The organism is Actinoallomurus sp. NPDC050550 (assembly GCF_040655075.1).
Lineage (GTDB): Bacteria > Actinomycetota > Actinomycetes > Streptosporangiales > Streptosporangiaceae > Actinoallomurus.
This window is the reverse complement of record NZ_JBFAJC010000005.1, coordinates 39,887-54,015: the sequence shown is the minus strand read 5'-3', so window position 1 is coordinate 54,015 and position 14,129 is coordinate 39,887. Positions and strand designations below refer to the sequence as shown.

At 70.5% G+C, this 14,129-nt stretch carries 10 protein-coding genes; 6 read left to right on the top strand and 4 right to left on the bottom strand.

The genetic code is table 11. From position 1 onward, the window contains the following. Window positions 1-14 precede the first annotated feature (14 nt). From AB0I04_RS08600 to AB0I04_RS08590, 3 genes are all read right to left on the bottom strand, one after another. The gene (locus AB0I04_RS08600) at window positions 15-1,199 is read right to left on the bottom strand and encodes an acyl-CoA dehydrogenase family protein (protein WP_360881135.1); all 1,185 of its coding nucleotides are present in this window, start codon (window positions 1,197-1,199) and stop codon (window positions 15-17) included. Further along, window positions 1,196-2,389, bottom strand: a complete 1,194-nt coding sequence (locus tag AB0I04_RS08595) for a CoA transferase (protein ID WP_360881133.1) — start codon at window positions 2,387-2,389, stop codon at window positions 1,196-1,198. The genes AB0I04_RS08600 and AB0I04_RS08595 overlap by 4 nt, the downstream gene beginning before the upstream one ends. Before the next feature lie 172 nt (window positions 2,390-2,561). Beyond that, the gene (locus AB0I04_RS08590; protein ID WP_360881131.1) at window positions 2,562-4,178 is read right to left on the bottom strand and encodes a thiamine pyrophosphate-binding protein; all 1,617 of its coding nucleotides are present in this window, start codon (window positions 4,176-4,178) and stop codon (window positions 2,562-2,564) included. A 218-nt stretch (window positions 4,179-4,396) separates the two neighbouring features. On the opposite strand from AB0I04_RS08590, the gene AB0I04_RS08585 reads away from it, so the two are divergent. The 3 genes from AB0I04_RS08585 to AB0I04_RS08575 all read left to right on the top strand — a co-directional run bounded on the left by AB0I04_RS08585 (window position 4,397) and on the right by AB0I04_RS08575 (window position 7,442). Further along, window positions 4,397-5,062 (top strand): GntR family transcriptional regulator, encoded by a 666-nt coding sequence (locus AB0I04_RS08585; protein ID WP_360881129.1) that lies wholly within the window; start codon window positions 4,397-4,399, stop codon window positions 5,060-5,062. Between the two features lie 25 nt (window positions 5,063-5,087). Next, window positions 5,088-5,447 (top strand): cellulose binding domain-containing protein, encoded by a 360-nt coding sequence (locus AB0I04_RS08580; RefSeq protein ID WP_360881754.1) that lies wholly within the window; start codon window positions 5,088-5,090, stop codon window positions 5,445-5,447. A gap of 255 nt (window positions 5,448-5,702) precedes the next feature. After that, window positions 5,703-7,442, top strand: a complete 1,740-nt coding sequence (locus AB0I04_RS08575; RefSeq protein ID WP_360881127.1) for a hypothetical protein — start codon at window positions 5,703-5,705, stop codon at window positions 7,440-7,442. A gap of 6 nt (window positions 7,443-7,448) precedes the next feature. On the opposite strand, the gene AB0I04_RS08570 is transcribed toward AB0I04_RS08575, so the two are convergent. After that, the gene (locus AB0I04_RS08570; RefSeq protein ID WP_360881125.1) at window positions 7,449-8,570 is read right to left on the bottom strand and encodes a glycosyl hydrolase 53 family protein; all 1,122 of its coding nucleotides are present in this window, start codon (window positions 8,568-8,570) and stop codon (window positions 7,449-7,451) included. A 413-nt stretch (window positions 8,571-8,983) separates the two neighbouring features. Here AB0I04_RS08570 and AB0I04_RS08565 point away from each other — a divergent pair, with 413 nt between their 5' ends. The 3 genes from AB0I04_RS08565 to AB0I04_RS08555 are packed head-to-tail and all read left to right on the top strand — an operon-like array spanning window position 8,984 to window position 14,050. Further along, window positions 8,984-9,943, top strand: a complete 960-nt coding sequence (locus tag AB0I04_RS08565; protein ID WP_360881123.1) for an ABC transporter ATP-binding protein — start codon at window positions 8,984-8,986, stop codon at window positions 9,941-9,943. Further along, window positions 9,940-11,292, top strand: a complete 1,353-nt coding sequence (locus tag AB0I04_RS08560; protein ID WP_360881121.1) for an ABC transporter permease — start codon at window positions 9,940-9,942, stop codon at window positions 11,290-11,292. Before AB0I04_RS08565 ends, AB0I04_RS08560 begins: the two co-directional genes overlap by 4 nt. 4 nt (window positions 11,293-11,296) lie before the next feature. Next, window positions 11,297-14,050 carry an alkaline phosphatase family protein gene (locus AB0I04_RS08555; RefSeq protein WP_360881119.1) on the top strand — a complete coding sequence of 918 codons (2,754 nt, stop codon included), beginning with the start codon at window positions 11,297-11,299 and terminating at the stop codon, window positions 14,048-14,050. Window positions 14,051-14,129 lie beyond the last annotated feature (79 nt).

The window sequence follows — 14,129 nt, the reverse complement described above, 5'->3', positions numbered from 1 at the left end:
CGCCGGGCGACGCCTCAGCCGCGGAACGCCGGGATCCCGGTGAGGGCCTGGCCGAGCACGAGCGTGTGCATCTCGGAGGTTCCCTCGTAGGTGAGCACCGATTCGAGGTTGGTCATGTGGCGGATCACGGGGTATTCCAGGGAGATTCCGTTCGCGCCGAGGATCGTACGGGCGGTGCGGCAGACGTCGAGTGCCTCGCGGACGTTGTTCAGTTTGCCGAAGCTGACCTGGTCGGGGCGGATCCGGTGGTCGTCCTTGAGCCGGCCGAGGTGCAGGGCGAGCAGCAGCGCCTTGTGCACCTCGAGCGCCATGTCGGCGAGCTTGGCCTGGGTGAGCTGGAAGCCGGCGATGGGCCGGTCGAACTGGACTCGGGAGCCGGCGTAGTCCAGCGCCGCTTCGAGTGACGAGCGGGCCGCCCCGACGGCGCCCCAGATGATCCCGTACCGGGCCTCGTTGAGGCAGCTCAGCGGGGCACGCAGGCCGGTCCCCTCGGGCAGCGCCGCGGTGGCGGGCAGCCGCACGTCGTCGAGCACGAGCTCACTGGTCACCGAGGCCCGGAGGGACAGCTTGCGGTGCATCAGCGGTGCGTCGAACCCGGGTGTGCCGGTCGGTACGACGAAGCCGCGAACACCCTCGTCGGTCCGTGCCCAGACGACGGCGACGTCGGAGATCGAGCCATTGGTGATCCACATCTTGCGGCCGTTCAGCACCCAGTCACCGCCGTCACGGCGCGCCGTGGTGCTCATGGAGCCGGGATCCGATCCGTGGTCGGGCTCGGTGAGGCCGAAACAGCCGATCGCCTCGCCCGAGGCCATCCGGGGCAGCCACTCGCGTCTGTGCTCCTCGGACCCGAAGCGTCGGATCGCGTACATCGCCAGCGAACCCTGGACCGACACCAGCGAACGGATGCCCGAGTCGCACGCCTCGAGTTCCAGGCAGGCGAGGCCATAGGCGACCGCGCTCATCCCGGCGCAGCCGTACCCCTCGAGGTGCATGCCGAGCAGGCCGATCTTCCCTATCTCCAGGGCCAGCTCTCGTGCGGTCGGCAGCTCACCGCGCTCGAACCAGTCCGCGATGTGGGGGGCGACGCGCTCGGCGCAGAACGCCCGCACGGTGTCCCGGACGGCGAGCTCCTCCGGGCTCAGCAGCGAGTCGATGTCCAGCGGGTCGTCCGGCCGGAACGGGGGCGTGGCGGTCATGATGCTCCTCGGTCGTGGTTCAGGAAGCCGTTGGGGAGGGGGACGGGATCGGTCGACCGCAGCCACGCCCGGAGCGCGTCGCCGTGCTCATCCAGGTCGGGCGGCGGTGTCGGCGCGGTCGCGGCGGTGTCGGAGAAGGTGATGGGCGGCCGTACCTGCGGCGGATGGTCGTCCCCGACGTGGAGCAGCGGGGACAGGCCGAGCTCGGCCGCGTAATCGATGGCCGCGGGGATGTCGTTGACCCGCGAACAGGCGATCCCGGCCGCGGTCAGCCGCCGCTGCCAGTCTCCCGCGGTACGGGCCGACAGCGCTCCCTCCAGCCGTTCGACCAGCTCCGCGCGGTGCTCGACGCGCGCGGCGTTGTCGGCGAACCGCGGGTCGTCGGCGATGCCGTGCAGCCCCAGCTCGTAGGAGAACCTGCGGAACTGCGCGTCGGTGCCGACCGCGACGGCGAGCAGGCCGTCCTCGCACCGCAGCGTCTCGTACGGTGCGATGCTCGGATGCCGGTTCCCCATCCGAACGGGAGCCTCCCCGGTCGTCAGGTAGCCGGAGACCTGGTTCGCCAGCCCGCCGAGCAGGCTGGTCAGCAGGTTCACCTCGACATGCTGCCCCCGGCCGGTGCGGTCCCGGTGACGCAGGGCGGTCAGGATGCCGATCAGGGCGTCCTTGCCGGTGATGACGTCGATGAGGGCGACGCCGACCTTCATGGGATCGCCGTCGGCCGCGCCGGTGATGCTCATGAGGCCGCCCGCGGCCTGGACGACGAAGTCGTAGCCGGGCAGCTCCGCCCCGGCCGAGCTGCCGAATCCGGAGATGGAGGTATAGATCAGGCGCGGGTTCAGCGCACCGGCCTGTTCGTGGTCCAGCCCGTACCGCGCCAGCACTCCGGGCCGGAAGTTCTCCACCAGCACGTCGGCGCGGCGCACCAGCTCGGTCGCGATCTCGCGGTCGGCGGGGTCGGTCAGGTCGAGCGCGATGCTGCGCTTGCCACGGTTGACGCCCTCGAAGTACGAGCTGGAACGCGGCGTCCAGGGCGGCCCCCAGCGGCGCGTGTCGTCCCCCTCGCCCGGTCGTTCCACCTTGATCACGGTCGCGCCGAGGTCCGCCATCATCATGGTGGCGAGCGGCCCGGCGAGGACCCGGCTGAAGTCGGCCACCAGCAGTCCGGACAGCGGGCCGCGGTCCGTCATCGGCGTTCCCCACTCTCGGGAGAGGACGTCTCCGTACGGCTTCGGGCCGGGTCTCTGCTGATGGAGACCGCTGTCATGGTCGGGCTCGCTTTCGTGCTCGGGCCGGGACGACGGAACGCCCGCGGCGGTCGGGGTGTCAGGGGCTCGTGGGTGCCGGGCGGGACGGCACCGGTCAGTCGTGCCAGCGCGGGGAGGTCGTACGGGGCGGGGGCAGCGCGGCCGGCAGCCGCAGGAGCATCGGGCCGCCGTGTCCCGCCGCCTCGCGCAGCGCGGAGGGGAGTTCCGTGACGCCGGGCACGTCCGCGGCGCCGATGCCGAAGCTGCGCGCGAGCGCCACGAAATCCGGAGTCGCCAGGTGCACGCCCTGCTCAGGATGGCCGAACCGCTCCTGGTCATAGCGGAGCATGCCGTAGCAGGCGTCGTCGACGACGAGGACCGTCACCGGCAGCCGCTCCTGCGCGAGGGTGGCGAGCTCGCCGACGCCGAACATCAGGCCGCCGTCTCCGCAGACGGCGAGGGTGGGCGTGCCGGACACCGCGGCGGGGCCGATCGCCGCCGGAAGGGCGTAGCCGAGCGTGCCCCAGCCCACCGGGTACTGCAGCCGCCGCGGGCGTCCCATCGAGGCGTACCCGCCGACCCAGTAGCCCGCCACGGCCATGTCCGCCACGACCGCGCCCGCCGTGGGCCAGGCGTCCTCGACGGCCTCGACGAGGCTCAGCGGCTCGTCGCACTTCTCGCCGCGCAGCCTCTCCCTGATCTTCTCGCGCAGTCCCGCCGCGTCCGTCCACGACGCGGGCCGGGCGGCGACCGCGTGGGCCAGCGCCCGCAGCGTCTCCCGGGCGTCGCCGAGGACACCGACGTCGGGGGAGTAGTTCTTGCCCAGGTCGGTCGCGTCGCAGTTGACCGCCACCAGCCGGGGCGGGAGCGGCATCGACCAGTTGCGGGTGTTCATCCCGTCGAAGTCGGTGCCCACCGCCACCATCAGGTCCGCTTCGGCGATCAGCGCCGCAACCTCGGGCTCGTGCGGCGGAGCCGCGACCAGGCACGGATGGTCGTCGGGCAGCACGCCGCGCGCGCCGAACGTGCTGACCACCGGGGCGCCCAGCCGCCGGGCCAGGGCGTCCAGGTCGCTCTCGGCACCGGCCTGCACCACCCCGCCGCCGGCCCACAGCACGACCCGTTCGGCCCGGTCGATCTCGGCCACGGCGGCGCCGAGCCGGTCGTCCTCAGGAGCGGCGCGTTCCGGTGCGGTGTGCCGTACGGGCACGCCCGGCCGTCCCAGGACGTCGGTCGGCACGTCCAGGTAGACCGGCCCCTGCGGCCAGGTGAGCGCGGTCGTGATCGCTGCGCCGACCGCCTCCGCGACCTCGCCGGGCGTACGCGGCCGGTAGACGGCCTTGGCCAGCGGTTCGAACAGCGCCGCCTGGTCCGCGCTCTCGTGCAGGATGCCGCGCACCACGCCGGGGCGGCGTAGCGTGGTGGCGACCTCGCTGGCGACGAGCAGCACCGGGCTGTGCGACGCCGCGGCCTCACCGAAGGCGGCGACCGCGTTGGCGGCGCCTGGGCCCGTCGTCGTCAGCGCGACGCCGAGCGCGCCGGTGGCGCGGGCGGCGCCGTCGGCGGCGTACACGGTGGTCTGCTCGTGCCTGACCCCGATGATGCCCGGCCGGCCGGGCCGTTGCTGTTGCCAGAACGCGAGGTTGTGCACGCCCGGAAGGCCGAAGACGCGCTCCGTCCCGATCGACGCGAGAGCGTCGAGGACGCTGCCCGCGACGGTCACCTGCTTCATGTGAGCCTCTCCCATCTCCGGCCAGGGGTTCACAACGGACCGCGAAAGCCCTGGTGGAGGGTCTTGCGGCACAAATTGGATCCACTATACATTCGCCAATAGTTCGGCGCTCGCCGTGGACTCGCGGATATGTTGGTGCAGGGCGCCGGCGCCCCTTGGGACACTGCAGAGGCTCGTGTCCGATATCTCCACGGCCTCCGGGAAGGCAGGTGAGCACGATGCCGGCTGGCGGGGTCTCGCGGCCGCCGACGGTACAGGGCTACGTGCTCGCCGAGGTCCGCAAGCTCATCATTTCCGGGGAGCTCAAGCCCGGCCGGCCGATCAGGCAGGAGCTCCTCGCCGAGCGGTTCGGAGTGAGCCGGGTCCCGCTCCGGGAGGCCCTGAAGATCTTGGAGGGCGAGGGCCAGGTCGTCCACCGGCCGCACCACGGATACATGGTGACCGAGCTGTCCCTGTCAGATCTGCTGGAGGTCTACCACATCCGGGGACTGCTGGAGTCCGAGGCGGCCCGCCTCGCCGTCGAGAAGGTGAGCGACGCGGACATCGAGCAGATCGTCGCGGCGCAGCGCGAGGTGGAGGCCGCCTCCGCCCGAGGCGACCTGCCGGCGATGACCGCGGCCAACCGCAGGCTCCACTTCTCGATACTCGAGGCCTCGCGGATGCCACGGCTGGTCCGCATGATCCGCTCGCTCTGGGACTCCACCGACCCCTATCGCTCGGTCTACTACAACGCGCCCACCAATCGCGAACTGGTCGAGCGCGAGCACGCCGGCATCGTGGACGCGGTGCGCGACCGTGACGGCGACCGGCTCGTGAAGCTGCTCGCCGAGCACCGCGACCACGCGGTCGAGGCGCTGCGGCAGATCATCTCCGCGGAGAGCTGATCCCGCGTCGCCGAGGCCCCGCGCCATAGCGGCGCGGCGCCGCCGATCTTCGGGGGGCGCCGCGTCATCACTGAGCGATTCACGGCCGGCCGGCGGCTGTACCGCCACCTACAGCGTGGTCGGGCAGTGGTCCGGCGGCTTCCAGGCATCGGTCAAGGTGACCGCCGGGACCACGGCCATCACCGGCTGGACCGTCACCTGGCGATACGCCGGCGGCCAGACCGTCACCCAGGTCTGGAACGCGACCCTCACCAGCTCCGGATCCCAGGTCACCGCCCGCAACGTCGGTTACAACGGCGCACTCGGCGCGGGTGCCAGTGCCGAGTTCGGATTCCTCGGCTCCGGCGCGGCCGAAGTACCCGCGCTCACCTGCACCGCGGCCTGACCCGATCCGGAGGGTCTCGCCCGTGGCATAGCCCCCATCGGCGATCCGATACGCAGGGTCCGGCCCTGGGGCGGGCGATGCGGATGATTCGACCACCTCGTCCAGACGGCCGCGGTCGTCGCCGGTTCCGCACGAACGACAGAGTTTTACCTGGTCAACGGGCCATCGCATGCCGACCCGGAGGATAGTATCCGTTTCCTGCCGCTTTATGTAAGTTATCCCGATTTGGGGTGACGTGGTGGGACGGAGGTATCGGTGTCCCTGACCGAGGCCCTACGGGTGGGAACTCCCCAGGCGTTCGGCGAGCTCTACGACGAGTACGCCGAACCGCTCTACGCGTATTGCTACGTCATGGTCGGTGTCGAGGCGGGCGACGCGCTGCGCGAAGCCTTCGTCGCGGTCGCCGGCCATCCGGACGCCGTCCCGGGTGAGGACGCGGAGTTGCCGGTCTGGCTCCACTCGCTCGCCCGGGCCGCGTGCGTACGGCGCGGCGCCCTCGTGCGCGCCGTCGCGACGACCGCGTCGGCCGACCCACTGCGACGCGCGCTGGCCCTCCTGAGTCCCGAACATCGTGAGGTCCTGGCGCTGACGAACGCCCTCGATCCGGAGCAGACCGCCCGGGTGCTCGGCGTGACGCGGGAGGCCGCCGAGGCGTTCGCGTGGGAGGCGCAACGGAGCCTGGAGCAGGCCGCCGCCTTCGTCAGCAGCCGGGAGACACGGGACTCGGCCATGCTCTCCCCGCTGAGCGGAGAGGCGCTGCACCGGCTGGTGACGCTGGGGCATGTGCCTCCGGCGGGGCTACGAGAGCGCGTGCTGTCCTCGTGCGCGACAGCCGGGCGCGTGTCCGGCGGAGCGGCGGTGTCCGCCGCCGACGGCACGCCTCCGCCCGACGTGGCCGATGATGCCACTCGGCGGATCCCGAGAGTGTCCCCGGACGAGGCGGCCACCGCGCCGTTGCGCCGGGTCGACGCGGGCTCCGCGGACACGCGACCGGATCTGTTCGGAACCGGCGAATCCCGGCCTGCCGGGTCAGCGCCCGAAGAGCCCGCGGGCTCCGAGCACAGGTCCGCGGACGCCGCACCGGTCAGCGTGGGATCGGCCGGCTGGGAGGCCATCGACGCCGCGTGGGCCGAGGACTCGAACGCACGTGACGGCGAGCGGCCGCCACGCGTCGGCGACACGTACGCCGAGCAGAAGAGGTCATCGGCCGGTGGCCGCTTCCTCCTCCCGGCCGTGGCCCTGGTGGTCTGCGTCGCCGCGGCGACGGGCGCGGCCTTCGCGTTGTCCGGCTCCGACCACGCGCACGAAACCGGCACGGTCGTGCGGCCGAGCCGCTCAGCCCAGCCCGTACCGTCGGGCGACCAGACGTCCCCGTCGCCCAAGGTGGCCACCTCGGACACGAGCGCGTCGCCGACGCCTCCCCGTACCGCCGCCGCGCCCACGACCGCGACACCTCGACGCGGCATCGCCTCTCCAACCGGCTCGAGCCGGGCGACGCCGAAGCGCCCCGCCAAGCCGACCCGATCCGCGACGGCGACCCCGACCACCAAACCGACTCGACCGACGGAACCGTCCTTGACGGCCGAGCCGACCCCGTCCGCCGAACCGGCGTCACCCACGGAACCGAGCTCGCCGACCGAACCGGCCCAGGCCGCTGAACCGGCCCCGACCGCCGAAGCGACGCGATCCGCCGAGCCGAGGCGACCTGTCGGGCCGAGGCGACCTGCTGAGCCGAGGCGACCCGTCGGGCCGAGGCGACCTGCTGAGCCGAGGCGACCCGTCGAGCCGACGCGATCCGCTGAACCGACCCCGACGGACGAGTGGCCGGGCCGGTGGACGACGAGGCCGAGACCGCATCACACCGACGTGCCGGATGACGCGCCCGCGGACGGGCAGGGGAGCATAGGCCGTCGAGACCCCGGCCGGGCGTGCTACGGAACTTCCGAGCGAGCGTCTCGATGTGCTCGGCCGCACCCGTGGCGGCCCCAGTGGTGAGGCCGGCTACGGGGTCCATCTGACGTTCGGGTTCACCTGACCGGTCCAGTTGAAGACGGCCATGTTGTCCCAGCCGTCTCCGCTGCCCGCGATGTTCGCGGGATCCCAGCCGTTGCCGGGCACCGCGTACCAGGTCGGCTCCCAGTAGAAGACGCCGATCGCGCCTGCGTTGCGAGCCGTGTTCTGCACATCGGTGAAGTTGGCGGCCTGACCTTCCCGGGTGAGCGGATAGCCCGAGCATCCGGAGGTGACCGAATTGGCGGTGCTGTCGGCGTTCGCCGAGGTGAACGGGTAGGCCGTTTCGGCAACGACGACGTTCTTGCCGTATCGGGACTTCATGTCGGCGATGACGTTGTACAGGTTTGACAGCGAGCCGTGCCACATGCAGTAGTACGACAGCCCGGTGATGTCCCACGCGACGCCTTTCGCGGCTATACCGTCGTAGAACCAGCGCGCATGGGCGTCGCTGTCCGCGTCCGCGGTGTGAATGACCACCTTGGTCCCTGCGTTGCACGCCTTGGTCGCGTTGTAGCCGGACTTGAGCAGCAGGCTGAGGTTAGTGAAGTCATTGTTGATGACTTTGCCGTCGTCCCACAGCATTCCGACGTTGATCTCGTTGCCGATCTGCACGCTGTCCGGGGTCGTGCCCTGGGCCTTGAGGCTGGTGCAGACGTCGTAGGTGTAGTTGTAGACGTCGGTCTGCAACTGGCCGATGCCGTGGCCGGACCAGGCCGCGGGCTTGTGCTGCTGACCCGGGTCGGCCCAGGTGTCCGAGTAGTGGAAGTCGATCAACAGCTTGAGGCCCTTGGCCTTGACCGTCTTCGCGTACGCCAGCACCTTGGCCTTGTTGTTGTAGCCGCTGGCCGGATTGTTCCAGATCCGCAGGCGGATGTAGTTCACGCCGAGGCCCTTGAGGATGTCGAGCGGATCTGCGGCGTTACCGTTCGCGTTGTAATACCTGGCACCGAGATCAAGGGCTCGTTGCGCGCTCGACACGTCGGCTCCGAGCATGCTCAGTGAGTTGGCGGCAGAGGCGTCTGTGGGCGCGCTGAACATGCTCGCTGAAATGGCGAGGGCCACCACGCCCAGTGCGGCTTTCCTCACGCGACCAAGGCCGTACACGCGCATCCCGACCTCCTTTGACCGAGGTATCGAGGAGTCCGGCTCCTCTGGGCGCCGCTAAATCTCGTCCATGGAGGGCCGTAACCGGTTACGGTAACCAAATCGAGGAAGCATGTGAATATTTTTCATGCTTCTTTCATCGGTACATGAACGACTCCGGAGAGCGAGCGCCCCGGAGTCGGTAGGTTGACAGTCGCCTTCACCGCACAGTCATCGAGACGAAGCCGCCGGGCCAGGTCGCCGGTGGCGGCAACGGCGGCCTCGCCGTGATTGCCGGGTTGACACGTGAATCGACATGGTTCGGCGCCGCACCGCCGGACTTAGTTGTCATTTGCCAAACGTTCGACTGGGTGCCCTCCCAAGGCAAACCACGATCTCTAAGTTCCTTCTGCTGGAGATCAACGCCAAGGGAGACCGACATGCAGAGGAGCCCCGCAGTCCGGGGTCGCGGGATCAGGAAGTCCTTCGGTGATGTGGTCGCACTCGACGGCGTCGACCTCGACGTGGCGGACGGACAGGTCCACGGTCTGGTCGGCCCGAACGGCGCGGGCAAGACGACCCTCCTCGGTCTGCTGTTGGGCCTGGCCGTCGCGGACGGCGGCCGCCTGGAGATCCTGGGTACGCCGGTCGGACGGACGCTGGCGGTCCCCGACGGCGTCGCGGGCTTCGTGGACGGGCCTGGGCTCTATCCGTCGCTCACCGCGCGGCAGAACCTCTCGGCCCTGGCCTCCCTGCGCGGGTACGACGCCGGTCGCGCCGTCCGCGTCGACGACGCGCTGGAACAGGTCGGGCTCACCGACGTCGCCGACGACCGCATCCGGGGATTCTCGTTGGGTATGCGCCAGCGGCTCGGACTGGCCGCCGCGCTGCTCACCACACCGCGACTGCTCGTGCTCGACGAGCCGGCCAACGGTCTGGACCCGGCCGGCAAGTACCACGTGCATCGCGTCATCACGAAGCTCGCCGCGGACGGGACCGCAGTGGTCCTCTCCAGCCACCGGATGGACGACCTCGCCGCGTTGTGCTCCGAGGTCACCGTCCTCGCCACCGGGCGGGTCGTCTTCTCCGGGCCGGTGAGCAAGCTCGCCGCCGAGAGCGGGGAGCTCGACTACCGGCTGCTCACCTCGGACTCGGCGGCCGCCCACCAGGTGGCGCTGGACACGTCAGGGCTCCGCGTCGTGCCCGGTCGTGACCGCGTCGAGCGGCTGGACGACGACGTACTCGTGGTCCGTGGACCAGTGTCGGCCATCGAGGACCTGGTGGCCCGGCTGGTGCGGGCCGACGTGGCGGTACGCGAGGTGGCGCCCGTGGTGGCGCCGCTCGAGGCGGCATTCCTGGCCCTGACCGGGACCGGACAGACCGATGAGGAGGACTCATGACCGCGACCGTCGCACCGCCGCCGGTCGAGGCCCGGCCGGCGCCGGTGCTGCGTGGCTACCGGTTCGAGCTGGTCAAGCTGCTCTCCCAGTGGCGGATTCGCGTGCTGCTGCTCGCCTGCTGGATCGCCCCCGCGGGCTTCGTGGCCGCGGTGAGCGTGCAGAGCCAGCTGCCCGCCGACACGGTCTTCGGCCGGTGGATGCACGCGACCGGCTGGGCCGGGGCACTGGTCGTGCTGGACTTCTCGCGCAGCTGGGCGCTCCCGCTGCTGACGGCGCTGGTCGCCGGCGACGTCTTCGCGACCGAAGACCGGCTGGGCACCTGGCGCCACCTCCTCGTGGCGGTCCGCTCACCAAAGCGGATCTTCGTGGCGAAGAGTCTCGCCAGCCTCACCGTGCTCGTGCTGCTGGTGGCCGGGCTGGCCGCCTCGGGAATCGCCGGCGGCCTGGCCGCGGTCGGCAACCGGCCGCTCGTCGGCCTGGACGGCCATCTCCTCACCCCGGCGGCCGCGGCCGGCACGGTCCTGCTCTCGTGGGCCTGCGTGCTGGCGCCGACGCTGGCGTTCGCCGCGATCGGCCTCCTCGGCTCGGTGGCCCTGGGCCGCTCCACGATGGGGCTGCTGATGCCCGCGCTCGTCGCCTTCGCGCTGCAGCTCGCGCAGTTGCTCCCGCTGCCGGTCGCCGTGCAGCTGGCCCTGCCGAGCCACGCCTTCCTTGCCTGGCGCGGGCTCTTCACCAGCCCGGCGCAGGTGGGCCCCCTCCTCGTCGGCCTCGCGGTGAGCCTGGCGTGGGCGGCCCTCGCCACCGCGCTGGCCTACCACCTCTTCCTGCGCCGCGACTTCACCGACCTCGCGTACGACGGGTCGGGCCGGCGCGTCCTCGTGGCGGGAGTGCTACCGCTGGCCGGCCTGGTCGCCCTCACCGTCGTCGTGCTCATCGGCGCGACCCCGGCCAAGGGCTCCGGGATCGAGCGGACCAAGCTGCAGAACTCGCTCGCCACGGTGTACGCCCACCTCTACCGGCTGCAGACGCGGGAACTCCATCGCCCCGACGTCACTGAGGCGCAGCAGCGGGCCACCGCGTCCTGCGACAAGGGCGGCTCCCTGGTCCCCGACGAGGGACCGGGCAACGACTGGCGGTGTGTCGTGACCTGGCACCTCCCCGGCGCGACCGCCGTGGGCACCGCCATCTACCAGCTCGACGTCACCGCAGACGGGCGGTACGTCGCCGACGGAGACGGGCCGAAGGAGGTGAACGGCTACTTCCCGGTGCGCACCCAGACCGGGGACGCACCCAACCCCCTGTGGCAATTCGACGGGAACGTCGATCTGCTCGCAAGCACTAAGGAATAGATTCATGCAGGTCACCCGCCAGCGTGTCGAGAAGGCCCCGCTCGGGCTCTTCCGTCGACTTACCAACAGCCGGTTCCGCGTGGTGGCGGCCGGCACCGCGGCTCTCGCCATCACCAGTGGGGGCGTAACGTTCGCCTCCACCAACGGCTTCGGCACCAGCCACGTCGGAGAGACCACCAGCAAGGGCATGGTGGTATCCGCCGACCAGTACATCAAGCCGATCGGCGAGCGCCTCGTCATCAACAACGGCAAGATCATGTCGTCCACGGTCAGCCCGGACGGCTCCCACCTCGCGGCCAACGTCACCGACGGTGGGATGGCGCTCGCCGTCGTGGACCTGAAGAACTGGAAGGTCCAGCAGCTCGTCGGCAACAACAAGGCCGCGGACCTGAAGATCGGCGGCAACGACGTGGGCCAGGAAGGCCCCACGTACTCGCCCGACGGCTCGCAGCTGTGGCTGGGCCAGTCCGACGGCTACACCAAGTTCACCGTGAACACGGACGGCACCCTCGCCAACCCGACGTCCATCAAGATCGCGGCGGACGGGTCCAAGCGCGCGCTGGTGGGTCAGGCGGTGTTCTCGGCCGACGGCAAGACCGTGTACTCCGCCGTCAACGGCCAGAACCGCGTGGTCGCCATCGACGCGGCCACCGGGGCCATCCAGCAGAGCTGGGCCGTGGGCAACGCCCCGCGTGATCTGGCGCTGGTCGGCAACAAGCTCTACGTCAGCAACGAGGGCGGCCGCCCGGCGAAGCCGGGCGAGACCACGATCAACTCCTACGGCACCCAGGTGCCGGCCAACCCGGAGACCGGTGCCACCACCACCGGCACGGTCAGCGTCATCAACCTGGCGAACCCGGCCGACGCCGCCGGGAGCATCGACGTCGGTCTGCACCCGACGGCCCTGTACGCCAAGAACGGGGCGCTGTTCGTCACGAACACCGCCACCAACAACGTGTCGGTCATCGACACGGCCAAGGACAAGGTCGTCCAGACCATCGCCACCCAGCCGTGGCCGGAGGCGTCGGTCGGCTACGAGCCCGACGCGGTGACGCTCACCGACGACGGTCACCTGCTGGTGACGCTCGGCCGCGCCAACGCGGTCGCCGTCTACCGGTACACGAAGCCGCTGGAGCCGGTCAGCTACGTCGGCCTGCTCCCGACGGACTACTTCCCCTCGGAGATCACCACCGTCGGCAACGACGTGCTGGTCTCCAACACCCGTGGTATCGACGCCCTCCGCACGCCGCCCGCCAACAGCGCCGGGCACGGTACCCACGACACGACGTCGAGCCTGCAGCGGTTCAAGCTGCCGTCCGACGGCGTCATCAGGTCCCTGACGAGGAAGGTCTTCCAGCAGAACGGCTGGACCCCCAACTCGGTCCTGCGGAGCAAGGGCAACGGTGCGAAGCCGGTGGCGGTCCCGGTGAAGCTCGGCGACCCCTCGACGATCAAGCACGTCTTCCTGCTCGTCAAGGAGAACCGGACCTACGACCAGGTCTACGGTGACATCCCGCAGGGCAACGGCGACCCGACGCTGGCCCAGTACGGCGAGAACGTGACGCCGAACCAGCACGCGCTGGCCAAGCAGTTCGGGCTGTACGACAACACCTACGACATCGGCACGAACTCCGCCGAGGGTCACAACTGGCTCATGCAGGCCGACGACCCGGAGTACACCGAGTCCTCGGCCGGTGAGTACACGCGCAGCTACGACACCGAGGACGACGTTCTCGGCCACCAGCGGACCGGCTTCATCTGGACCGGTGCGCAGGCGGCGGGCAAGACCGTACGGGACTTCGGTGAGTTCCAGTCGTTCGAGAGCAAGCCGACCGGCGCGACCTGGCAGAACCTGTACTGCGACGCCAAGACCATGGCGGCGAACCCCGCGCAGAACACCGCCTACCCCATCCAGACGGGCTCGGCGATCCCGTCGCTCAACAAGGTGTCGGCGCCAGGCTTCCCGCTCTTCGACACCAGCGTCCCGGACATCTACAAGTACGAGATCTGGAAGCGTGACTTCCAGAAGAACGGGCCGGCGAACCTGAACATGTTCTGGTTCTCCAACGACCACACCGGCGGCCCGCCGACCGGGCCCGCTCAGGTCGCGGACAACGACCTCGCGACCGGCAAGGTGATCGACACGATCTCGCACAGCAAGTACTGGAAGGACTCCGCGATCTTCGTGGTCGAGGACGACTCCCAGGCCGGCGTCGACCACGTCGACGGCCACCGTGCCCCGATCCAGATCATCAGCCCCTGGGCCAAGCACGGCACCGTCGACAGCCGCTACTACTCGCAGATCACGATGATCCGGACCGTCGAGCAGATCCTCGGGATCCACCCGATGAACCAGAAGGACAGCGCTGCGACCCCGATGAGCACGGCGTTCACCGGCAAGCCCGACAACACGCCGTTCACCGCTCTGCCCAACCGGACTTCGCTGACCCTGGGCCTGTCGACCCAGCCGTCCTGCGGCTCGGACACCCCGGCACCGCAGGACGTGAAGGCCGCGGCCGTGCCGTCGGCGGCGGTGCCGAAGGCCGAGCAGCCGGTGGCGGCGAAGTGGCAGGCGTGGAAGGCGAAGCAGCCGTTCACCGGGCCCAACGCCAAGGCCGACTCCGCCAACCCCGAGCAGATGAACCACTTCTCGTGGTACGAGGCGCACGGGTGGACGAAGCCCTACCCGGGTGAGACCAAGATCTACGCTCCGGACCAGGTGCCCGGCGCGTACATCCCCGCGTCGGACAACGACTGACCTTCGCACAACTGTAGTGACGGCCCGCCGGGGATCCCGGCGGGCCGTCGCCACGTCCGGGCACTGAAACTTTCATCGC